At 72.3% G+C, this 21,693-nt stretch carries 16 protein-coding genes; 12 read left to right on the top strand and 4 right to left on the bottom strand.

Annotated elements, in window-relative coordinates:
- Positions 1 to 109: 109 nt before the first annotated feature.
- Positions 110 to 1,363 (bottom strand): iron uptake transporter deferrochelatase/peroxidase subunit, encoded by a 1,254-nt coding sequence (gene efeB / locus ACFWZH_RS28300; RefSeq protein WP_384437158.1) that lies wholly within the window; start codon positions 1,361 to 1,363, stop codon positions 110 to 112.
- A gap of 305 nt (positions 1,364 to 1,668) precedes the next feature.
- Between efeB and ACFWZH_RS28305 the strand changes: the two genes are divergently transcribed.
- From ACFWZH_RS28305 to ACFWZH_RS28320, 4 genes are all read left to right on the top strand, one after another.
- Positions 1,669 to 2,025 carry an acyl-CoA carboxylase epsilon subunit gene (locus ACFWZH_RS28305; protein WP_384437161.1) on the top strand — a complete coding sequence of 119 codons (357 nt, stop codon included), beginning with the start codon at positions 1,669 to 1,671 and terminating at the stop codon, positions 2,023 to 2,025.
- Between the two features lie 103 nt (positions 2,026 to 2,128).
- Entirely contained in the window at positions 2,129 to 3,760 is a 1,632-nt protein-coding gene (locus tag ACFWZH_RS28310) for an APC family permease (protein WP_384437164.1), read from the top strand.
- 273 nt (positions 3,761 to 4,033) lie between these two features.
- A complete protein-coding gene (locus ACFWZH_RS28315) occupies positions 4,034 to 4,930 on the top strand; it encodes a PP2C family protein-serine/threonine phosphatase (protein WP_384437167.1) in 897 nt (298 codons plus the stop codon).
- A 1-nt stretch (position 4,931) separates the two neighbouring features.
- Positions 4,932 to 5,918: an MASE1 domain-containing protein gene (locus tag ACFWZH_RS28320; protein ID WP_384437380.1), complete on the top strand. Its 987-nt coding sequence runs from the start codon at positions 4,932 to 4,934 to the stop codon at positions 5,916 to 5,918.
- 28 nt (positions 5,919 to 5,946) lie between these two features.
- Here the strand turns inward: ACFWZH_RS28320 and ACFWZH_RS28325 are convergent, their stop codons facing one another.
- Positions 5,947 to 7,008, bottom strand: a complete 1,062-nt coding sequence (locus ACFWZH_RS28325; RefSeq protein ID WP_384437170.1) for an ATP-dependent DNA ligase — start codon at positions 7,006 to 7,008, stop codon at positions 5,947 to 5,949.
- Positions 7,009 to 7,107: 99 nt separating this feature from the next.
- Between ACFWZH_RS28325 and ligD the strand changes: the two genes are divergently transcribed.
- Positions 7,108 to 8,124: a non-homologous end-joining DNA ligase gene (gene ligD / locus ACFWZH_RS28330; protein WP_384437173.1), complete on the top strand. Its 1,017-nt coding sequence runs from the start codon at positions 7,108 to 7,110 to the stop codon at positions 8,122 to 8,124.
- Between the two features lie 476 nt (positions 8,125 to 8,600).
- The gene (locus ACFWZH_RS28335; protein ID WP_384437176.1) at positions 8,601 to 8,837 is read left to right on the top strand and encodes a hypothetical protein; all 237 of its coding nucleotides are present in this window, start codon (positions 8,601 to 8,603) and stop codon (positions 8,835 to 8,837) included.
- A 55-nt stretch (positions 8,838 to 8,892) separates the two neighbouring features.
- Here ACFWZH_RS28335 and ACFWZH_RS28340 read toward each other — a convergent pair whose 3' ends face one another.
- Entirely contained in the window at positions 8,893 to 10,440 is a 1,548-nt protein-coding gene (locus ACFWZH_RS28340) for an AMP-binding protein (RefSeq protein WP_384437179.1), read from the bottom strand.
- Positions 10,441 to 10,884: 444 nt separating this feature from the next.
- Between ACFWZH_RS28340 and ACFWZH_RS28345 the strand changes: the two genes are divergently transcribed.
- Together ACFWZH_RS28345 and ACFWZH_RS28350 are read left to right on the top strand one after the other, a co-directional pair.
- Entirely contained in the window at positions 10,885 to 12,969 is a 2,085-nt protein-coding gene (locus ACFWZH_RS28345) for a SpoIIE family protein phosphatase (RefSeq protein ID WP_384437182.1), read from the top strand.
- Between the two features lie 351 nt (positions 12,970 to 13,320).
- Positions 13,321 to 14,787: an APC family permease gene (locus tag ACFWZH_RS28350; protein WP_384437185.1), complete on the top strand. Its 1,467-nt coding sequence runs from the start codon at positions 13,321 to 13,323 to the stop codon at positions 14,785 to 14,787.
- A gap of 658 nt (positions 14,788 to 15,445) precedes the next feature.
- Here ACFWZH_RS28350 and ACFWZH_RS28355 read toward each other — a convergent pair.
- The gene (locus tag ACFWZH_RS28355; protein ID WP_384437188.1) at positions 15,446 to 15,784 is read right to left on the bottom strand and encodes a hypothetical protein; all 339 of its coding nucleotides are present in this window, start codon (positions 15,782 to 15,784) and stop codon (positions 15,446 to 15,448) included.
- 449 nt (positions 15,785 to 16,233) lie between these two features.
- On the opposite strand from ACFWZH_RS28355, the gene ACFWZH_RS28360 reads away from it, so the two are divergent.
- The 4 genes from ACFWZH_RS28360 to ACFWZH_RS28375 all read left to right on the top strand — a co-directional run bounded on the left by ACFWZH_RS28360 (position 16,234) and on the right by ACFWZH_RS28375 (position 21,647).
- A complete protein-coding gene (locus tag ACFWZH_RS28360) occupies positions 16,234 to 18,960 on the top strand; it encodes a SpoIIE family protein phosphatase (protein ID WP_384437191.1) in 2,727 nt (908 codons plus the stop codon).
- Positions 18,961 to 18,991: 31 nt separating this feature from the next.
- Entirely contained in the window at positions 18,992 to 19,387 is a 396-nt protein-coding gene (locus tag ACFWZH_RS28365) for an SHOCT domain-containing protein (protein ID WP_384437194.1), read from the top strand.
- Positions 19,388 to 19,487: 100 nt separating this feature from the next.
- Positions 19,488 to 20,252, top strand: a complete 765-nt coding sequence (locus ACFWZH_RS28370) for a DeoR/GlpR family DNA-binding transcription regulator (protein ID WP_384437197.1) — start codon at positions 19,488 to 19,490, stop codon at positions 20,250 to 20,252.
- A 96-nt stretch (positions 20,253 to 20,348) separates the two neighbouring features.
- Positions 20,349 to 21,647, top strand: a complete 1,299-nt coding sequence (locus ACFWZH_RS28375; RefSeq protein ID WP_384437200.1) for a four-carbon acid sugar kinase family protein — start codon at positions 20,349 to 20,351, stop codon at positions 21,645 to 21,647.
- Positions 21,648 to 21,693 lie beyond the last annotated feature (46 nt).

A 21,693-nucleotide genomic window follows, 5' to 3' on the forward strand; every position in this document is an offset into this window, starting at 1 on the left:
TAGGGCACCCGGGCCCCCCCCCCCCCCCAAACCCCGGGGCCCCCCCCCCCCCCCCCCCGCGGGGCCGGGCCCCGGGGGCCCCCCCCCGCGGCCCCCCGGCGCCGTCCGCTCAGATCTTCTTCAGCAGCTGGGAGCCGAACCAGTCGTCGGGGTCCTGCACTCCCGGCAGTGCGAAGAAGTAGCCGCCGCCGATGGGCGTGATGAACTCGGCCAGCGGCTCGTGTTCGAGACGCTGCTGCACGGTCGCGAACTGCCGCTCGGGATCCTGCTGGTAGCCGCAGAAGACCAGGCCCAGGTCCATCCGGCCGTGCGAGTCGAAGCCGTTGTTGTAGTTGTAACTCCGCCGCAGGAAGCGGGAGTCGTCGGTCTTGGCGGTCCGCGGGTTGGCCAGCCGGATGTGCGCGTCGTGCGGGATGACCTCGCCGTGCGGGTCCTTGCGGTAGTCCGGCAGGTCCGTCTCCTCCCTGCCGTCCAGGGGCGCGCCGCTCGCCTTGCGCCGACCGAAGATCTTCTCCTGGCGGTCCACCGGTACCTTGTCCCACTTCTCGACGTGGAAGCGGATCAACCGCAGCACCTGGTAGCTGCCGCCCAGCGCCCAGTCCGGCTCACCGCAGGGCGGCGTCACCCACAACAGCCGGTCCATCTCCCTGGCCGACTCGGTGTCCGGATTGACGATGCCGTCCTTGAAGCCGACGAAGGTACGCGGCGACCCCGAGGGCCGGGACGGATTGAGGAAGGCGTCCGACCGCCAGCGGGGCCGCAGCAACCCGTCGGTCTCCCGGGCCACATCGCGCAGCACGTGGACGATGGCGTCGGGATGCTGGCCGCAGATCTGCAGCGACAGATCGCCGTGGCAGCGGGCCGGCTCCAGCCGGTCGTCGGGGAAGGCCGGCATCGCCTTGAGATGCCGCGGCTTGTGCCCGGAGAGCCCGAACCGGTCGTCGAACAGCGAGGCGCCCACGCCGAGCGTGATGGTGAGCGAGTCGGGGGTCGGCTCCTCCGCGGCGACCTGCTCGTCCTTCGGCTTCACCCCGGCCGCCAGCGCCCGGGACCGGTGGGTGAGCGTCCGGAACAGCTTCTCCAGGCCCTCGCGGTTGTCGGCCAGCACATCGAAGCCCGCGAAGCCGGCGAAGAGCTGCTGGGGGGTCACGATCCCGGCCTGATGGCGTCCGTGGAAGGGAACCCTGTCGGGCAGCGTCCGCTCGCTGTCGCGTACCCCGCCGGCCGACCGGTCCGCCGCGGTCGCCTCCTGGCCCAGCCCCGCGGCCGCCACCCCGGCGAGCCCCGCAGCGCACTTGAGGAATCCTCGGCGGCCGTCGTCCCGCACCGGGGCACGCTCGTCGCCGGCCTGATCACGTCTCATCGTCCCGCCATCCTGACTACGTCATCCGGCACCAGCCGTGCCTGCACGTACCTGTGCGACATGCTCACGGGCCCCGCCACGAGGACCGGGACCAACACGGCCCGGGCGGCGGATATCACGCCAGCGGCGCCGGCCGGTCGCCCGAATGGCGCAGGCGGACCGCCCTCCCGCGCGACAGCGCCCCGCCGCGCTTCTAGCGTCACCCCTGTGACCTGCCCGAACACCGCCCCGAACCCGGCACGGCGAGACGCCGGGGCGGGCCGGCGCATGCCCCGCACCGCCCATGAGCCCCGGGACCCCCAGCTATGAACGCATTCACCGACGAGAACCGAACCACAGGCGAGGGCACCCAGCTCGAAGAGCCCGCACCGGGTGAGGAGACCGTACGGGGCGACGCGGGCCCACCGGCCGACGCGGGGGCGCCGGCCGAGGAGGACGCGCCCGCCGTCGAGCCCCCCGCACTGTCGCTGCGGATCGAGAAGGGACATGCCGAGCCCGAGGAGCTCGCCGCGATCGCCGTCGTCCTGTGCGCCCAACTCGCGGGCCTGCACGCGCTCGCCGCCGGCGTCCCCGTCGAGGAGCGCCCGGCCGACCGGCGGCACCCCAGGGGGCACTCGATGCGTCACTCCGCGTGCTGGTCCGGCTGCTGGACCTGCGCCTGAGGCCACCGCGCGGGGTGCTCGCAGGGGAGCGGCAGACCGCGGCGCGGTGATCGTCACGTAGGGTCCGGCGAGGCGGAACAGCGCATCGAGGGGAACCGTTTTCGTGGCAGAGCGTCAGGCATCCGAGGGGGACGGCGCGACGGGCGCGCCGGAAGTACGGGCGCAGGAGCGCCGGTTGCGCCGGGACCTGGGGTTCTGGGGACTGACCGGCATCGGCTTCTCCAACATCGTCGGCTCCGGCTGGCTGTTCGCCGCCATGTACGCGGCGCAGACGGCCGGGCCCGCCGCCCTGCTGTCCTGGATCGGGGCCGGACTGCTGTGCGGACTGGTCGCGCTGGTCCTGATCGAGCTCGGGGCGTCCCGGCCGGAGGGCGGCGGCACGGTCCGCTGGCCGCTGCTCGCCAGCGGCCGGCTCGTCGGCACCCTCATCGGCTGGTCGACGCTGCTGTCGGTGGGCGGTACCGCCGCGGAGATCAGCGCGATCATGCAGTACACCGCCCACTACCTCCCCGGCATCTACAACGGCCACACCCTCACCCTCTCCGGCCTGGCCCTGGCCACCGGACTCAGTGTGCTGTTGACGGCGCTGAACTGGTTCGCGGTGCGGATGTTCGCCCAACTCAACAACCTGATCACGGTGTTCAAGATCGCCGTTCCGGTGGTCACCGTGTTCGCGCTGATCGCCTCCGGCTGGCACTCCGGCCGGCTGACCGACCACGGCGGCTTCGCGCCGTACGGCTATGTGGCCTGCCTGACCGCGCTGGCCGGCGGCGGCATCGTCTACTCGGTCAACGGCTTCCAGGCCCCGCTGGACTTCTCGGGCGAGACCCGCAACCCCCGCCGGACCATCCCGGTCGCGGTCCTCACCGGCATCGCCCTGGCCGTGGCCATGTACCTCGCCCTGCAACTGGCCTACCTCTTCACCGTCCCCGAGAACCTGCTCGGCAACGGCTGGCAGGGCGTCTCCTTCGACTCCCCCTTCGGCCAGCTCGCCCTCATCCTCAACCTGCACTGGCTGTCCAGCCTGCTCTACGCGGACGCGGTGATCTCGCCCGGCGGCTCGGCGTACGTGGGCGTGGCCATCGACGCGCGGCACACCTACGCGCTCGCCAAGAACGGCACCATCCCCCGGTACTTCATGAAGGTCAACCAGCGGTACGGCATCCCGCGCCGGGCACTGGTGATCAACCTCCTGGTCATCGTGGTCTTCCTGCTGCCGTTCGGCGGCTGGCAGGACATCGTGAGCGTCATGGGCGACATGTACCTGCTGATCTACGCGGCTTCCGCGGTCGCGGTCGCGGTCTTCCGCGCCGAACCGGGCGGGCGGACGGCGGGCTGGGTACCCGGGCTGCGCTGGATCGCGCCGCTGAGCTTTGTGGTGGCCGGCGAGTTCATCTACTGGTCGGGCTGGCACGACCTGCGCCTGGCCCTGCCCCTCGTCCTCGCCGGCCTGCTGATCTTCCTGGCCATGCACCGCCCCGGTGCGCGCGACGCGGCGGCCGTCGAACGCGACGGCGCGGGCCCGAGCCGCCCCCTCGGCATCGAACTGCGCACCGGCGCCTGGCTGGTGGCCTACCTCCTCGGCCTGACCGTGCTCTCCTGGCTGGGCACCTTCGAGGGCTCCGGCCGCCTGCCCGCCCCCTACGACTCGATCACGGTGGCCGCCCTCGCCCTCGCGGTCTTCTTCTGGGCCGTACGCTCCGGCGTCCGCCACCGGGCGGCGGCGACCGCGTAACCCGTCCCGGGGCGGTGGCAGCGGGAGGAGGGACGACGGCCGGCGCGGCGGCGGTCGCTCCTTGTAGTCGTCCGGCTGCGCGAGACGGTGCGTGCCGGGGTGCGGGGCCCGGCCGCCCGCCGTCAAGCGGAAGTCGCACCACGGAAATAAGATGAATCGGACAGGTGGGCTCACCGGAGCCCCATGAGGCCAGGTCAGGAGGCCCATGCGGACCGCCGCACGGAGCGCGCACCCCCGCAGTGGCCCATGCACCGATGCACCTTGGAGCGATCCATGCTTCGGCGTCGTCCCCCGCGGTCGGCGAGCGCCGACGATCTGCTGACCACCCTCGGCCGGCTGACCGCCCAGGCGCGGGAAGGCGCCGAGAAGCAACGGGCCCGGGTCGAGCTGGCCGAGGCGCTGCAGCGCGAGATGCTGCCGACGCGGCTGCCGGAAGTGCCCGGGCTGCGCACCGCCGCCAGCTACGCCCCCGCCCGGCACGGACTGGACATCGGCGGCGACTGGTACGACGGCTTCCCGCTGCCCGACGGCTCGCTGGCCTTCTGCATCGGTGACGTACAGGGCCACGACGTGGAGGCGGCCGCCTTCATGGGGCAGATCCGCCTCGGGCTGCGGGCCGTCGCGGTGCACGCCGCCGACCCCGGCGAGGTGCTGAGCCGGGCCAACGACCTGCTGCTGTCCGTGGACTGCGGGCTCTTCGCGACCTGCACCTTCGTCCGCTTCGACCCCGCCACCTGGGAGCTGTCCAGCGCCCGGGCCGGCCATATCCCCGGCATCTGGGCCACCAGCGACGGCCGCTCGGGCCTGACCAACGACCCCGGGGGCGTGCCGCTGGGCATCGTGCCGGGCGAGGCCTACCCCGTCACCCGCCGCCGGCTCGACACCTCCGGCGCATTGGTGCTGCTCACCGACGGTGTCGTCGAGGGGCCTTCGTTCCCGATAGAGGCCGGGCTGCGGCAGGTGACCCGCCTGGTGTGCGCCAACGCCGACGGCGATCCGGCCACGGTCGCCGCCGCGGCGATGAGCGTGGCCGAGCTGACCGGGCACAACGACGACTCGGCGGTGATCGTGCTGTGCTTCGACGGCAGCGGCCTGCAGCCCCGGGTGAAGCGCGGCCCGGGCGCGCGTGTCGCGGCCGACGCCCGGCCGCCCGCGTTGTCTGATGGCTGATGTGGTGCGCACCGAACAACTCCGTCGTCCCGCACCGGCAGCCCTGACCCTCCTCGTTCTCACCGCCGTCTACTTCGCGTCCGCATGGATCGGCCTGCGGGAGTCGGTGGTGGTCGCCGGTGCCGTGGTCACGCCCTTATGGCCGCCCACGGGCATCGCGCTGAGCAGCCTGCTCCTGCTGGGCATGTGGACCTGGCCGGGCATCGCCCTCGGCACCCTGCTGATCGTCGCGACGCTCAGCCCGCTCGACGTCACGGTCCTCGGCGTCATGGCGGGCAACACCCTCGCCCCGGTGTGCGCCTGTCTGATGCTCCGCAAGGTGGGCTTCCGCATCGCACTGGACCGCCTGCGCGACGGGGTGGCACTGGTCGCCCTCGGCGCCTTCGCCGGCATGCTGATCAGCGCGACGCTGGGCAGCGGAACCCAGGTGCTGACCGGTGCGCTGCCGACCGGAGGCTTCTGGCGGACCTGGGCGGCCTGGTGGGTGGGCGATGCCATGGGCGTCCTCGTCGTCACCCCGCTCGTCCTCGCCCTGCGCGCGATCCGCCGGCCCCAGGGCATCCCCGTCCACCGCTGGGCCGAGGCGGCGGCACTGCTGGTCGCGGCGGTCGCCTTGTCGTTCATGGCGACCAGGAGCCAGCTCTCCCTGCTCTTCCTGGTCTTTCCGCTGATCGTGTGGGCGGCGCTGCGCTTCCAGCTCGCGGGGGCGGCGCCCTGCGTACTGCTGGTGTCCGTGCTGGCGATCTCGGCGGCGACCGCGCGCATCGGACCGTTCGAGGGCCAGAGCCTGCTGGAGGCGATGGTCAACCTGCAGGCGCTCAACGCGTCGGCGGCGCTCACCGCACTGCTGCTGTCGGCGATCGTCACCGAGCAGAACGCCATCCGGCGCAAGATCGAGCAGGCCTGCACGGACCTGGCCGAAGTGGTGGACCGGCTCGCGCCGGGGGAGAGCCGGCGGCGCTGGCCCCCGGGCACCGACCAGCACTGACCGGCCCGCCCGCGGCCCGGGCCCGCCCTCAGTCCCGCAGCAGCTCGCGCAGGTCGTAGCCCACCGGCTCCTCCAGTTGCGCGTAGGTGCAGCTCTCCGGCGTACGGTCGGGGCGCCAGTGCCGGAACTGGGCGGTGTGCCGGAACCTGCTGCCCTCCATGTGGTCGTAGGCGACCTCGCACACCCGCTCCGGGCGCAGCGGCACCCACGACAGGTCCTTGCCGCCGCTCCAGCGGCTGGGCCCACCCGGCATCCGCCGGGACGCGTGCGCCGCCTCGTCCGTCCACGCGCCCCAGGGATGGTCGGCGACCTCGTCCATCCGCAGAGGGGCCAGCTCCTCGACCAGCTGCCGCCGCCTGGCCATCGGGAACGAGGCGCACACCCCGACGTGCTGGAGCCGCCCCGCGCCGTCGTGCAGGCCCAGCAGCAGCGACCCGACCACGGGCCCGCTCTTGCGCAGCCGGTAGCCCGCCACCACGCAGTCGGCGGTGCGGGCATGCTTGATCTTGAACATGGCGCGGTCGCCCGGCCGGTACGGCAGATCCAGCGGCTTGGCGACCACCCCGTCCAGCCCCGCCCCCTCGAACTGGGTGAACCAGCGGCGCGCCAGCTCCTGGTCCGTCGTCGCGGGCGCGGTGTACACCGGCGCCCGCGCCGGCCGCAGCGCCTCGACCAGCGCTTCCCGGCGCGCCGACTGCGGCTGGTCCATCAGCGCGTGAGGGCCGAGCGCCAGCAGATCGAAGGCGACCAGGGAGGCGGGCGTCCGCTCGGCGAGCGTACGGACCCGGGAGTCCGCCGGATGGATGCGCTCCAGCAGCTCCTCGAAGTGCAGCCGGCCGTCATGGGCGATGACGATCTCGCCGTCGACGACGCAGCGCGGCGGCAGCTCGGCCCGTACGGCCGCGACCACCTCGGGGAAGTAGCGGGTGAGCGGCTTGGTCGTCCGGCTGGCGATCTCGACGTGCGCCCCGTCACGGAAGACGATGACCCGGAAGCCGTCCCACTTGGCCTCGTACTGCATGCCGGCGGGGATGTCGGTCACCAGCTTCGCGAGCATCGGCGACACCGGGGGCATGACGGGCAGATCCATGCTCCCGATCCTGCGGGCTCGGGACGCTCCCCGCGCGCCGAGGCGCTGGGGAAACGGCCCCGGCGCGCGGTGGCGCGGCGCGGAACCTAGCGTGGAGGCATGGCCGGAGGCGGAGCTGTCGAGCTGGACGTCGCGGGGCGCACGGTGCGGGTGTCGAACCCCGGCAAGACGTACTACCCCGAGCGTGGCTTCACCAAGTTGGACGTCGCGCAGTACTACCTCGCCGTCGTGGACGGGGTGCTGAGGGGTCTGCGCGACCGGCCCACCACCATGCAGCGCTTCCCCGACGGCGTCGAGGGCGAGTTCTTCTACCAGAAGCGGGCCCCCAAGGGGCTGCCGGACTGGCTGCCCACCGCCCGCATCGCCTTCCCCAGCGGCCGGTTCGCCGACGAGATGTGCCCCACCGAGCCCGCCGCCGTGCTCTGGGCGGCCAACCTCGGGTGCCTGACCTTCCACCCCTGGCCGGTACGCCGCGCCGACACCGAGCACCCCGACGAGCTGCGGATCGACCTCGACCCGCAGCCCGGCACCGACTTCGCGGACGCCGTCCGGGTCGCCTACGAACTGCGGGAGCTGCTGGCCGAACACGGACTGCGCGGCTGGCCCAAGACCTCCGGCGGCCGCGGGGTGCACGTCTATGTACCGATCCTGCCGCAATGGACGTTCACCGAGGTCAGACGGGCCGCCATCACCGTGGCCCGAGCACTGGAGCGCCGGCTGCCGGACCTGGTGACCTCGGCCTGGTGGAAGGAGGAGCGCGGCGCGAAGGTCTTCGTCGACTACAACCAGATGGCCCGGGACCGGACCATCGCCTCGGCCTACTCGCTGCGGGCCAGACCGCGTGCGACGGTCTCCACCCCCCTGCGCTGGGAGGAGCTGGCCGACGCCGCGCCCGAGGACTTCGATCTGCGCACGGTCCCGCCGCGCTTCGCCGAACTCGGCGATGTGCACGCCGACATGGCCGACCACGCCTTCGGCCTGCAGTCCCTCCTGGAACTCGCCGACCGGCACGCGGCGGAGGAGGGACTGGGGGACCTGCCCTATCCCCCCGACCACCCGAAGATGCCGGGCGAGCCGGCCCGGGTCCAGCCGAGCCGGGCGCGCAAGGCACGGTAGGGGCGTGCCTTCCGCGTGGCGAGCGGCCCGCCCGGGGCGGACCTCCCCACCCGTACGGCCGTACCCGCCCCGGTCGTACCACTGCCTGACCGGCCTCGCCGTTCGCGTGCCGACGGGGGCGGCGGGCGTCCGGCCCGCCCTGCGCGCCGCCCGGCCGGTCACCACGGCGCAGGTGGTCTTCGCCGACGACGCCGTGCTGGTCCTGTACACCGACGGGCTCATCGAGCGCCGACGTCGAGGCGCTCGCCGATGCCCTGCTGGCGGAGCTGCTGCCGTCCGGTGGCGCCACCGACGACACGGCCCTCGTCGTCATCCGGCTCTGACCAGCACATCCGCCGGCTTTTCGCGCCCGTTCACTACCGCGAGTGGAGCAATTCCCTGCGCCGTTGGGGTGGCCGGCCGTCGTGTCTGCGGGGGCCGCTGCTCAGCGCGGTACTTATCGGAATGTCCGATTTCCTGCCTAACTGGAGAACGCAATGCGCAAGTCGATAGGACGTTCCGTCGCCGCCGCGGCGATCGCTGCAGCCACCGTCGTACCGCTCGCCGGCACGGCCGCGGCCGCTCCGCAGACCCCCGCGGCGTCCTCGTCGGGCCACGATCATCATGGCAAGAAGCATGGCAAGCACCACCATCATCACGGTGGCTACCACCACAAGGACGGTAAGCACCTTGGCCTGCTCTCGTTGATTTTCGGCCTGCTTGGTCTGCTCTGAGCGGGAGCAGCGCATCGGGCCGCCGCGGCGTTGAGCCGCGGCGGCCCGAACGCCGTCAGCCGGCGGCGCCCACCTCCTGCTCGGCCTGCCGGCGCAGCTCCTTCTTGTCCGGCTTCCCGGCATCGGTCAGCGGCAGCGCGTCGACGAAGGTGATCCGGGCCGGCTCGTACATCGCACCGCGCTCCTGGCGCACCTTCTCGCGCAGCTGCCGCTCGTCGACGGTGCTGCCGGGAACCCGCACCACCACGGCGTGCACCTGCTCCATGCGGTGGGCGTCGCGGACGCCGAAGACGGCGCTCTGGAGGACCTGCGGGTGCGAGTTCAGCGCGTCCTCCAACTCGGTGGTGTACACATGGCCGCCGACCACGACGATCATGTCCTTGATCCGGTCGACGATGGTCAAGTAGCCCTCGTCGTCCAGGAATCCGATGTCCCCCGTGTGCAGCCAGCCGCCCCGCAGCACTTCGGCGGTCAGCTCGGGCTGCTTCCAGTACCCCTTCATGATCATGTCGGAGCGGACGCAGACCTCGCCGTGCTCACCGGCGGGCAGATCGCGTCCCGACTCGTCGCGGATCACCACCTCGACGTCGGGCAGCACCTTCCCCGCGGAGCGCAGCCGGTCGGGGCGGTCCGGGTCGTGGTCCTCCGGGGTGAGCACGCTGATGCCGCCCGCCTCGTTCTGCCCGTAACCCTGCAGCAGCACCGGACCGAACATGCGCACCGCGTCGGCTATGCGGGCCGGGGACGCCTGGCAGCCGCCGTACGTCAGCATCCGCAGGCTGGAGGTGTCGGTGTGCCGGGCGGAAGGATGGTCCATCAACTGATAGAGCAGCGGCGGCAGCAGGAACATGTCGGTGATGCGCTCGCGGGCGATGGCCGCGAGCACGGTCTCGGGGTCGAAGTCGTCGAGCAGGACGATCGTGCCGCCCCTGTACAACGTGTGGTCGGCCAGTGCGCCCGCGGCGTGCGCGAGGGTCGTGCAGACCAGCTGTCGGTGCTCGAACTCCGGCTGCTCCGCCACCACTCCGCGGAACCAGCGGGCCTGCTCGAAGGTGGTGCAGATGCCCTTGGGGTGGCCGGTGGTGCCGCCGGTGTGGCGGATGGTGCACACGTCGTCGGGCCGGGCCAGGCTCGCGAACGGCTCGTCGGACTGCCCGGCCGCCAGCTCCAGCAGGTCCGTGCCCAGCTTCGCGGGGCCGAGTACGAGGACGTCCGGCACCGGCGCCAACTCGGTGACCTCCGCGGCCCGCTCGGCGTAGCGCGGGTCGACGATCAGGGCGCGGGTCTCGACGTCGCGGACGATGTGGGCCTGGGACTCGGCGGACAGCTTGCTGTAGAGGTGGTTGACCCGGGCGCCGATCAGGTTGGCCGCGTATCGGGCGGCGAGGGTCTCCGGGAGGTTGCCGCTGAGCAGGGTGACGGTGGCCCCGCGCTCGACTCCCCGGGTGCGCAGTGCCCGCGCCATGCGGTGCACCAGGGCGCGGAACTCGCCTGCGGTTACCCGGCGCCCCTGGTGGACCAGGGCTTCGCGCGCCGGGTTCGAGCTAAGTGCATCGAGGTTCTCCTCCACGTAGGTACGGAATGTCCGGTCGGTGATGGACATGATGTCGGGCTTCCTCCTGACGCCGGCGGACGCGGTCACCGTCGCCGGGTGCGGTACCGATAGTTAGTTGCTGGAGGCAACTAAAGATAGGGTAGTCGCTGGAGATCGACATCTCCAAGTCGGAGCGTGGAGCACGGGTGTTGTGCAGTCGGCCGCCGTGCCCGCAGGCCTTGTGGCGCACGGCCACCGGCCCGTATGCCCGGTCGCCGAGCCCGGCCGGAATATTCGCACTGAATATCGCCAACTCGGTCGCAGGCCCGGGAGCAGCGGCGGATAATCCTCCCTCACGCACGGGACGCCCTTGCCCTGCGGCTCTCGCTCTCCCTGCGGGGCCGTCCCGTGTCGAGGGATGATGGAGGGCATCGGAAACACGGCGAGAATCGGCCGATGTACGGAGAGCGCCACGGCTGTCGGTCAGCGGAGACCGGCGGAAGGAGTGCCTGGATGGGTGCGACCGACGCGTTCCCCGAGGGCGCCGCCCCGGTCGGCGCTGCACCGGGGCGGCCCGGTGGCCTGCTCGACGTGCTGGGCGTGGCCGCCGTCATGCTGGACGCGGAGGGGCGGATCACCCTGTGGAGTCCGCAGGCCGAGCAGCTCTTCGGCTGGACCGCACAAGAGGCGCTCGGCCGGTCGGCCGCCCAGCTGCTGGTCGGGCCCGACGACATCGACCTGGTGCTGCAACTGTTCTCCCAGGTCATGTCCAGCGGCGAGAGCTGGGCCGGGGTCTTCCCCATCCAGCACAAGGACGGCAGCACCCGGCTCGTCGAATTCCGCAACATGCGCCTGCTGGACGAACGCGGCCGGACCTACGCACTGGGCATCGCCACCGACCAGGCCGTACTGCGGCGGGTCGAGCGGGACCTGGCACTGTCGGTACGGCTGGTGGCCCAGTCGCCGATCGGCCTGGCGGTGCTGGACACCGCACTCCGCTTCGTCATGGTCAACCCGGCGCTGGAACGCATCAACGACCTGCCCGCCGACCAGCACATCGGCCGCCATGTCCGCGAGGCGCTGTCCTTTCTGGACACCGACGTCATCGTGGCCAGGATGCACGAGGTCCTGGAGACCGGCCGGCCGCTGCTCGACCAGTTCACCGTCGGCGGCACCGCGGCCGACCCCCACGCCGACCAGGCCTGGTCGGTCTCGTACTACCGACTGGAGGACGCCCACGGCAGGGTGCTGGGGCTGGCCACCTCCGTCGTCGACATCACCGAGCAGCACCGGGCCGCCACCGAGGCCGCCCGCGCCCGCCGCCGCCTCGCCCTCATCGCCGACGCCTCCGCGACCGTCGGCACCACCCTCGACGTCGACCAGACCGCGCATGAGCTGGCCGACGTCATCGTGCCCGAAGTCGCGGACATGGCCGCGGTCGACGTCCTCGACGCGATCCTCGACGGCCGGCGCCCCTCCGTGCTGTCCCGCGGCGGCCCCGCCCGCTTCCGGGCGCTCGCGGTGTCCACGGCCTACGACACCGGCGCCGTCCGCGCGGCTGACCCCACCGGCCAGATCGCCTCCTACGAAGCCGACCGGCTGATCACCCGCTGTGTGACCGAGGCCCGTCCGGTCATCGTCGCCCATGTGGACGACGACGACCTGCGGCGCATCGCGGCTGGCCCGCAGGGCGCCGCCTTCCTGAAGCAGGCCGGACTCCGCTCCTATCTGGCGGTGCCGCTGATCGCCCGCGGCGAGGTGCTCGGCGCGCTGTCGCTCTACCGCGTACGCAATCCCGAGCCGTTCGACGAGGACGACGCCGTGCTCGCCGTCGAACTGGCCGCGCGGGCGGCGGTGTGCATCGACAACGCCCGTTCGTACCAGAGCGAACGGCGCACCGCGCTCACCCTCCAGCGCCATCTGATGAACCACCGGCCGCCGCAGCCCACCGCCATGCAGATCGCCTACCGCTACCAACCCGCCCAGGCGGCCAGCGAGGTCGGCGGCGACTGGTTCGACGCCATCCCCGTGGCCGGCGACAAGACCGCCCTGGTGGTCGGCGACGTCATGGGCAGCGGCATCAACGCCGCTGCCACCATGGGCCAGTTGCGCACCACGATCCGTGCGTTGGCCGACCTCGACCTCGACCCCGCCGAGGTGCTCCGCCACCTCGACCACATCGCCGGCGGCCTCGATCCGGCCTTCGCCACCTGCCTCTACGCCGTCTACGACCCGCACCGCAGCCTGTGCCGGATCGCCGTCGCGGGGCATCTGCCGCCGGTGCTGGTCCGGCCGGGCCAGCCGCCCGAGCTGCTCGACCTGCCCACCGGCGCCCCGCTCGGCGTCGGCGGGGTCCCCTTCGAGCAGACCACGGTTCCGCTGCGCGACGGCGACCACCTGGTGCTCTACACCGACGGCCTGATCGAGACCCGGGACAAGGCCATCGACACCCGCCTGGACACCCTGCTCACCCTGCTCGCCGAGCCCGGGTCGGACCCGGAGGCCCTGTGCGACCGCCTGCTGAGCGCACTGCGTGACGAACAGGGCCACGACGACGTCGCCCTGCTCATCGCCCGGGTGAACGCCTTGGAGGAGTGAGGCGGGCCGGACGCCCGCCCCGGCCGCGGGCCGGCTGCGGATTCGCGGGGCCCGCTACGGATTCGGCGGCCCTGCCCGGCGGCCCCCACGGGGATCCCGCCCCGCCCACTCCGGCCGCGAAATCCGCTTCTGCATCGCATTGCGAGTATGGATACGAGCCACCAAGCGGCTCAACACCTACGGATTTCGTTGTCTCACGGTCTTAACAAGACCTTGACGTGGGTCGGACGCGGGGGTTGTATTCGGTCACCAAAGCGGCGCCTGCGTCTCGCCAGGTCTGCACCGCGTTTGCCGCACTTCCCCCAAAGTGCCCCCTTCTGCCGCCGGACCGATGGGACACGGATAGCCGATATGCCCTACACGCCTGTTGCCTCCGCACCCCCCGAGCGGGACACCCGCAGCGCGGCGGAGGGAGGTGCCGCCAACGGCCCCAAGCTCACCCGGTCGATCGGTGTGGTCGGCGGCACGCTGCTCACGCTGTCCTGCCTGACCCCGGCCTCCTCGCTCTTCGTGATCGTGCCGGACTCCTTCGCCAGCCTCGGCACCGGCACCGCGCTCACCATCGCCATCGCGGGCCTGCTGTGCATCGGGGTGGCCTTCACCTACTCCGAGCTCGGCACGCTGATCCCGAGCTCCGGCGGCGAGTACGCCATGGTCGGCACCCTCATGGGCCGCCTCGCGGGCTGGCTGGTCTTCATCCTCTCGCTGATCGTCGTCATGATCGTGCCGCCCATCATCGCCCTGGGCACCGCCGACTATCTGGCGCCGATCATCCAGCTGGATCCGCAGTACACCGCTGCCGGCGTGATGCTGCTGGCCACCGCCATGGGCCTGCTCGACCTGCGCGCCAACGCCTGGATCACCGGCATCTTCCTCGTGCTGGAGGTCGTGGCCTGCGCGGTCGTCGCCTTCCTCGGCTTCAGCCACACCCAGCGCTCCGCGTCCGTACTCGTCCACCCCGTCATCGACGCCGGACACGGACACACCAGTGCCGTCACCGCCGGCCTCATCGTCACGGGCCTGGCCACCGCGCTCTTCATCCTGCAGGGCTTCTCCACCGCCGTGTACCTCGCCGAGGAGATCGAGAACCCGCGCCGCAACGTCTCGCGCACGGTGCTGTGGACGCTCGCCATCGGTGCGGCCGTCGTCCTGATCCCGGTCATCGCGATCACCCTCGGCGCCCCCGACCTCAAGACCCTCGGCGCCGGCGACGTCGCGGGCATGGTGCAGGAGTGGAGCAACTCCGGCATCGGCACCTTCGTCAGCCTCTGCATCGCCCTGGCGATCATCAACGCGGCGATCGTGATGGTGATCCAGAACTCCCGGGTGGTCTTCTCCTCGGCCCGCGACGCGGCCTGGCCCGCCCCGGTCAACCGCGTCTTCTCGCACGTCGGCCGCCGCTTCGGCTCGCCGTGGGTGGCCACCCTCGTCGTCGGCGTCCCCGGCGCGGCCCTGTGCTTCGTCAACCTCGACACCCTCAGCGAGGTGACCGGCGTGGCCGTCGCCGCGATGTACGTCTTCGTCGCCCTGGGCGCCCTGGTCTCGCGCCGCGGCGAGCACAAGCACCGGGCGGCCTGGCGGATGCCGCTGTGGCCGGTCGTCCCGGCGCTCCTCGTCGTCGCGCTGGCCTGGGTGCTGACCCAGCAGAGCACCAAGAGCCTAGTCATCACCGGGGCCATCGTCGTCGCCGCCGCGCTGTACTGGGCCTGCTATCTGCGCCCGCGGCAGGAGACGCACTGGGTGATCTCGGTCCCGGAAGACGGACAGGCCGTGGCGGGGGAGCCGTCGGCCGCGGTGGCGCCCGCGGAAGGGCGGTAGGCCCTGGCGGGGGCGGAGGGGGCCTTGCGGGGCCGAGAGCCGTCCGCCCCCGCGGACCACCGGGGCCTCGCCGGGCCCTCGGCCGTACGCCTCTCGGCCGTACAACTCGCAGCCTTACAACTCGCATCCGTACAAGAACAAGGCAAAGCCCGCCCGGAGCAGCTGTCCGGGCGGGCTTTGTCTGTTGTCCTGTTTCGTCGCCTTCTTGTTCTCCTCTTTCCTCGCGCTTCGGCTTTTTCCCCTCTAGCTCCCCTCTAGCACCCCTCCAGCTTTTTCCCCTCCGCCCACCCCCCTACGGGGGGTGGGCGGGTGTAGAGGTGAGGTGCAGAGGTGGCAGAAGCGCGAGGCTGCAGAGCCGTGAGGTGCGCAGAGGCGCCAAGTGCGCAGAGGATCGAGGCCGCAGAGGCGCGCGGAGCTGCGAGGCGCGCAAAGGCGCAAGGCGCAAGGCGCGAAGAGGCGTGAGGCTGCAGAGCCGCGAGGCGCGTAGAGGCGCAAGGCGCGCAGAGCCGCGAGGCGTACAGAGACCCAAGGCGCGCAGAGGCGCAAGGCGTACAGAGACCCAAGGCGCGCAGCGACCCAGGGCGTGCAGAGCCGAGAGATGCGCAAAGCCGCGGGTGTCCGCCCCCATGGCGGGGGCGTCACGCCGAGGGCTCGCGGGCTAGCGCTCCGACGGGCGGGCGAGCGCCAGTGCGTCCAGCAGCAGGCATACGTGGTCGACGGCGTCCCGCCCCGTGGGGGAGTCGGCCGCCGGTGCGTCGTCGAGCAGCCCGGCGGTCCCGCGCAGCAGCTTCAGCAGCCGCTCACTGGCCCCGTCGGTCGGTTCCGCGTGCGCCAGTACGGACCGGATCTGCCCGCCCGTGAGGGGCACACCGGTTTCGAGGAAGCGGAAGAGCGCCACGGCGATGCGCCGGTCGGCGTCGTGCGGCTTCCACAGCCCGAGCGCGTGGTGGTCGATGAGCCCCGCCGCCTCGGCACGGATCTCCTCTGGAACATGCATGCCCAAGAACGTCTCATACCGCATCGCCGGCCCATAGGGCGGCGAGGTGCGCCTCACCGGGGCCCGTCCGACGCCATCCGGCCACCGGTGGACCGTGCTGACCAGGCACGTTGTGCCGGGGCCCGGACGATGCGACCGGCACACCTCCGCCCGGCGGGAGTTCAAACCTGTGGGGAGAGTTACATGCACAATCCCGAACCTGGGCGATTTGTTCCCGGTCCGATACCGGGCGGTGACCGGCGCGTTTGTCCCCTTCGTCGAGGACGTTCGCATATGTGCGTCAGTAAAACCTACCCGAGGGTCTTTCCGCCCTCTGGCGTCCGGCCCCAGATCACGGGACGATCCTCGAACAGCCCGTGAGGACGTCCGATGCGACACGGGCCCCAGCGGCCGCTGCGCTCCGCAGTGCGCGGCTCGCCCACCGTATGCGGGAGGTGTAGAAAGAGGACATGGCCGGACGCTACGGCCGCCCGCGTTCGGTTCTCAGGATGCGAACTGTCGCAGGTCAGGTCTTTCTCCTGCAGGTGGCGATCGTGGTGCTGCTGGTCGCCGCCGCCATGGCGGCGCTCGTCCTGCAGTCCCGGACCGACTCCGAACGCGAGGCCCGCCACCGATCGGTCGCCGTCGCCGAGGCCTTCGCCCATGCGCCCGGCATGGAAGCGGCGTTGCGGAGCCCCGATCCGACCGCCGTGCTGCAACCGCGGGCCGAGGCCGCCCGCAAGGCCACCGGCGTCGACTTCATCGTCGTGATGAACACCGAGGGCATCCGCTACACCCACCCGATCCCCAACCGGATAGGCAAGAAGTTCGTCGGCACGCTGAAACCGGCGTTGTCCGGCGTGGTGGTCACCGAGAAGATCGTCGGCACCATAGGACCCCTGGTCCAGGCGACGGTGCCGGTCTTCGGACGCGACGGCAAGGTCATCGGACTGGTCTCGTCCGGCATCACCATCAAGAAGGTCAGTGGTGTCGTCGACGACCAGTTCCCGCTGCTGTTCGGCGCCGCGGCCGGCATCCTGATCCTCACCACCGGCGGCACCGCGCTCGTCAGCCGGCGGCTGCGTCGTCAGACCCACGGCCTGGGGCCCGCCGAGATGACCCGCATGTACGAGCACCACGACGCGGTGCTGCACGCGGTGCGCGAAGGCGTGATCATCGCCGGCGGCGACGGCCGGGTACTGCTCGCCAACGACGAGGCACGCCGGCTCCTGGATCTGCCGCCGGACGTCGAAGGGCGCCAGATCGCCGACCTCGGGCTCGACCGGGCCACCGCCCAACTGCTCGCCTCCGGCCGGGTCGTCACCGACGAGGTGCACCCGGTGGGCGAACGGCTGCTGGCCGTCAACCAGCGCTCGACGGACCAGGCCGGCGGGCCGCCCGGCAGCGTCACGACGCTGCGGGACACCACCGAGCTGCGGGCCGTCACCGGCCGGGCCGATGTGGCCCGCGGGCGCCTGAAGCTGCTCTACGACGCCGGTACCGAGATCGGCACCACCCTCGACGTGGTGCGCACCTGCGAGGAACTGGCGGAGTTCGCCGCGGCCCGGTTCGCCGACATCGTCACCGTCGACCTGGCCGAGGACGTGCTGACCGGCGAGGAGCCGGCGGTCTTCGCCGGGGCCGGCATCGAGGTGCGGCGCACCGCGGCGGCCGGCATCCCGCCGGACAGCGGCCTGTACCCCGTCGGCAGCCCGATCCGCTTCGAGCCGTCCACCTCCGTGGGCGCCGGTATCACCAGCGGTGAGGCGGTCCTCGAAGCGGACCTGCCGGCCTTCTCCGGCTGGCAGCTGCAAAATCCCCAGCGCGCCCGGAAGATCGTCGCGCACGGCATCCACTCGATGATCGCCGTACCGCTGCGGGCCCGCGGCGTCATCCTGGGCGTGGTCATGTTCTGGCGCTCGCAGGGGCCCGAGCCGTTCGAGGAGGAGGATCTCTCCCTCGCCGAGGAACTGGTCGCCCGCGCCGGCGTGAGCATCGACAACGCCCGCCGCTACACCCGCGAGCACACCATGGCGGTCACCCTCCAGCGCAGCCTGCTGCCGCGTGCGCTGCCGGAGCAGAACGCCGTCGAGGCGGCGTACCGCTATCTGCCCGCGCAGGCCGGGCGCAGTGGACTCGGCGGCGTCGGCGGCGACTGGTTCGACATCATCCCGCTGCCGGGCGCCCGGGTGGCGCTGGTCGTCGGCGACGTCGTCGGGCACGGGCTGCACGCGGCCGCCACCATGGGCCGGCTGCGCACCGCCGTCCACAACTTCGCCAATCTGGACCTCCCGCCCGACGAGATCCTCTGGCACCTCGACGAGCTGGTCACCCGTATCGACCAGGACGAGGGATCCGAGGGCGCCGAAGGAGCCGGGGTCACCGGCGCCACCTGTCTCTACGCGATCTACGACCCGGCGTCCGGGACCTGCACGATGGCGCGCGCCGGCCACGTCCAGCCCCTGGTGCTGCGGCCGGACGGCACCGCGGAGACCGCCGAGGTGCCGGGCGGTCCGCCTCTCGGGCTCGGCGGTATGCCCTTCGAGTCCTGGCAGCGGGAACTGCCCGAAGGCAGTCGGCTGGTGCTGTTCACCGACGGGCTCGTCGAGGACCGCGACCGCGACATCGACGAGGGGATGGAGCTGCTGAGCCGCACCCTCGCCGACCATCCCCAGCGGACACCGGAGGAGACCTGCGAGGCCGCGCTGGGAGCGCTGCTGCCGGAACTCCCCAGCGACGACATCGCGCTGCTGGTCGCCAGCACCCGGGTGCTGGACGCCGCACACGTCGCCGACTGGGACGTGCCGCCCGACCCGTCGGCCGTGGCGCAGGTGCGGGCGGCCGCGGTCCGCAAGCTCGTCGACTGGGGTCTGGCGGACGAGGCGTTCACCACCGAGCTGATCCTCAGCGAGCTGGTCACCAACTCCATCCGCTACGCCTCCGGCCCCATCCGCGTACGGCTGATCCGCGACACCTCCCTGATCTGCGAGGTCTCCGACCGCAGCAGCACCTCACCGCATCTGCGGCAGGCCGCCACCACGGACGAGGGCGGCCGCGGCCTCTTCCTGATCGCCCAGCTGGCGGAGCGCTGGGGGACCCGCTACACCACGGGCGGCAAGGTCATCTGGACGGAGCAGGCGCTCGCCGACGGTGATCTGTTCGCGGCGGCGGCCGACGGCGAGGATGCTGTGAGGTGAGGGCACGGCGCGCAGCAGTAAGGAGGCCGTGATGGATTACCCGCTGCTCAACGCTTTCTGGACGATGTGCTTGATCTTCCTGTGGGTGATGTGGCTGTTCCTGCTGGTGAGGATCGTCGGCGACATCTTCCGCAGCCAGGACGTCAACAACTGGGCCAAAACGGGGTGGCTGGTCCTGGTGATCGCGCTGCCCTTCGTCGGCGTCTTCATCTATGTGCTGGCGCGGGGCCGCGGATTGAGCGAACGCGAGGTCGCGCTGGCCCAGCGGCAGCAGAGGCAGCTGCGGGACTACATCCGGGAGACCGCCAGGGCGGAGGGCGAGACCATCCGGCCCGAGGACTCCCTGGCGAAGCTCGCGGAGCTGAAGAACCGCGGGGACATCACCGAGGAGGAGTTCCAGAAGGCCAAGGCCAAGGTGCTCGCCTGACGGCGGACTTCGGCAGCGGACGCCGGCTGCTTCCGGGCCGGTCTCCGCGGCGGTAATCTCAAGTTGCGTGAATCGCGCAACTTGAGAGGCGGAGAGTGACGTGACCAGTGGGGAACGTTCGGCCACCCGACGCCGCCGGGAGCGGATGGTCGAGCTGCTCGGTGCGGGCGACATCAGCGTGCACGACCTGGCGGGCGAGTTCGACGTCTCGCTGTCCACGGTCCGCCGTGATCTGGCGACGCTGGCGGCGCTCGGCCGGATCACCCGCACCTACGGTGGCGCGGTCGACCACCGCGCGGTGGAGCGCACCCGCTACGACAAGGAGCGCACCCGGCGCACCGAGAAGGACGCCATCGCCCGCGCCGCGGCCGCACTGGTCCGCAGCGGCGATGTGGTGCTCCTCGACGCCGGCACCACCACCGCGCGGGTGGCACACGAGCTGCGCCACCGCACCGACGTCACCGTCGTCACCAACGGGCTCGCCACGCTGGTGGAGTTGGCGGACGCTCAGGTCGAGGTCGTGGTGCTGGGCGGGCGGTTGCGGCGGCCCAACGAGGCGCTGCTGGGCACCCGTACGGACCAGGCGCTGCGCCGGCTCACCCCGGACATCGCCTTCCTCGGTGTCGACGGCCTCGACCCCCGGCGCGGCATCAACTGCCCCGACCTCGAACAGGCCGCCCTGAAGGAGACGATGGCCGAGTGCGCCCGAGCCACCTGGGTGCTCGCCGACCAGTCCAAGATCGGCGGGGGAGCGGGCTTCCCGCACTGGGCGGCGATGCCGGCCGGCACGGGGCTGATCTGCGGGGGCGGCGAGCGGCGGCTGGAGGAGTTCGCCGACGCGGGATGGTCGGTGCGCACCCCTTGACAGCGTGTGGCGCCACTGGCCACCCTGAGTGCGCATAGTGCGTGGACCATGCAATTAAGAATGCGTGGTTCAGTCACTTCTTCGGGAGGAGGCCTCATGGCCCAGGTGCTCGTCATCGGAGACGACCTCACCGGAAGCAATGCGACCGGCGCGCTCTACGCACGACGGGGCCTGCGGGCCGTCACCATCGGCGCGCTCACCCAATGGGAGCGCTACGCGGACCGGGTCGACGTCCTCGTCCTCAACACCGCCTCCCGCCACTGGCCCCCCGCCCGCGCCTACGCCGCCGTCCGCGCCGCCGTCGAGACGGCGGGTGCGACACCCCTGATCGTCAAGCGCGTCGACACCACCCTGCGCGGCAACCCCGGCAGCGAACTCGACGCGGTGCTCGACGCCCTCACCGCCCGTGAGCCCTCGGCCCGGATCCGGACGCTGGCGGTCCCCGCCTTCCCCGACGCCGGCCGCACCACGGTCGGCGGACTGCACCTCGTCGACGGTGTCCCGCTGACCCGAACGGCCGTCGCCCGCGACCCCTTCGACCCCGTACGGCATTCGCGGGTCGCGGCCGTGCTCGGCACGCAGAGCCGGCGCACCACGGGCGAACTGGCGCTGGACGTGGTCGAACGCGGTCCGCAGGCGGTGGCCGCGGCGCTGCGGGCGAACGGGGCCGAGGTCATGGTGTGCGACACCACCGACAACGCCCATCTGCAGACGGTCGCGACGGCCGCCGCCCGGCTCGCCGCCGAGGACCGCATCCGCTGGGTCGCGCTGGACTCCGGGCCGTTCGGCGCCGCCCTCGCCACCGAGCTGGGACTGCGGTCCGAGGCCGGCGCACCCGTCCGGGTCCTCGCCGTCGTCGGCAGCGCCACGGACCGCACCCACACCCAACTCGCCCGTACGGAAACGGCGCTCGGCGCCCGCTGGGCCGACCTCGACCCCGCCGACCCCGACCCCGACCGGGTACTGGCGGCCCTGCGGGCGGCGGCGCAGGAACACGCCACGGTGCTCGGCGTCCGGGTGGCGCCCACCCCGGTGACGGCGGCCACCGGGGCGGCGCCGGCCTGCGACCCCGGCACCGCCGCGCGCATCCTGCGGTGCCTGGCCGAGGTGGCCCGGCGGGCGGTCGCCGAGCTGGGCCCCGGCGGGCTGTACGCCTCGGGCGGCGACGTCGCCGCGGCCGTCACCTCGGCGCTGGGCGCCGACGGCTTCGCCATCGAGACCGAGGTGCTGCCGCTGGCCGTCGCCGGGCACCTGGTCGGCGGCCCGCACGACCAACTGCCCTTCGCCACGAAGGGCGGCTTGATAGGCGGTCCCGACGCCGCCCGCGACTGCCTGGAACACCTGCGCGCGGCCGGTACCCGGCACGCCCTCCGCACCACGCCGAGCGCCATCTGACCACCACCCGGCCCCACCCGCCAGGCCCCGTCAACCGCCGGACGAG

Source organism: Streptomyces sp. NPDC059008 (assembly GCF_042749045.1).
Lineage (GTDB): Bacteria > Actinomycetota > Actinomycetes > Streptomycetales > Streptomycetaceae > Streptomyces.

Excerpts from the sequence above, each read along its gene's own strand:
- efeB (WP_384437158.1), bottom strand. The coding sequence starts at position 1,363 with ATGAGACGTGATCAGGCCGGCGACGAGCGTGCCCCGGTGCGGGACGAC.
- ACFWZH_RS28305 (WP_384437161.1), top strand. The coding sequence starts at position 1,669 with ATGAACGCATTCACCGACGAGAACCGAACCACAGGCGAGGGCACCCAG.
- ACFWZH_RS28315 (WP_384437167.1), top strand. The coding sequence starts at position 4,034 with ATGCTTCGGCGTCGTCCCCCGCGGTCGGCGAGCGCCGACGATCTGCTG.
- ACFWZH_RS28325 (WP_384437170.1), bottom strand. The coding sequence starts at position 7,008 with ATGGATCTGCCCGTCATGCCCCCGGTGTCGCCGATGCTCGCGAAGCTG.
- ligD (WP_384437173.1), top strand. The coding sequence starts at position 7,108 with ATGGCCGGAGGCGGAGCTGTCGAGCTGGACGTCGCGGGGCGCACGGTG.
- ACFWZH_RS28335 (WP_384437176.1), top strand. The coding sequence starts at position 8,601 with ATGCGCAAGTCGATAGGACGTTCCGTCGCCGCCGCGGCGATCGCTGCA.
- ACFWZH_RS28340 (WP_384437179.1), bottom strand. The coding sequence starts at position 10,440 with ATGTCCATCACCGACCGGACATTCCGTACCTACGTGGAGGAGAACCTC.
- ACFWZH_RS28345 (WP_384437182.1), top strand. The coding sequence starts at position 10,885 with ATGGGTGCGACCGACGCGTTCCCCGAGGGCGCCGCCCCGGTCGGCGCT.
- ACFWZH_RS28350 (WP_384437185.1), top strand. The coding sequence starts at position 13,321 with ATGCCCTACACGCCTGTTGCCTCCGCACCCCCCGAGCGGGACACCCGC.
- ACFWZH_RS28355 (WP_384437188.1), bottom strand. The coding sequence starts at position 15,784 with ATGCATGTTCCAGAGGAGATCCGTGCCGAGGCGGCGGGGCTCATCGAC.
- ACFWZH_RS28360 (WP_384437191.1), top strand. The coding sequence starts at position 16,234 with ATGGCCGGACGCTACGGCCGCCCGCGTTCGGTTCTCAGGATGCGAACT.
- ACFWZH_RS28365 (WP_384437194.1), top strand. The coding sequence starts at position 18,992 with ATGGATTACCCGCTGCTCAACGCTTTCTGGACGATGTGCTTGATCTTC.
- ACFWZH_RS28375 (WP_384437200.1), top strand. The coding sequence starts at position 20,349 with ATGGCCCAGGTGCTCGTCATCGGAGACGACCTCACCGGAAGCAATGCG.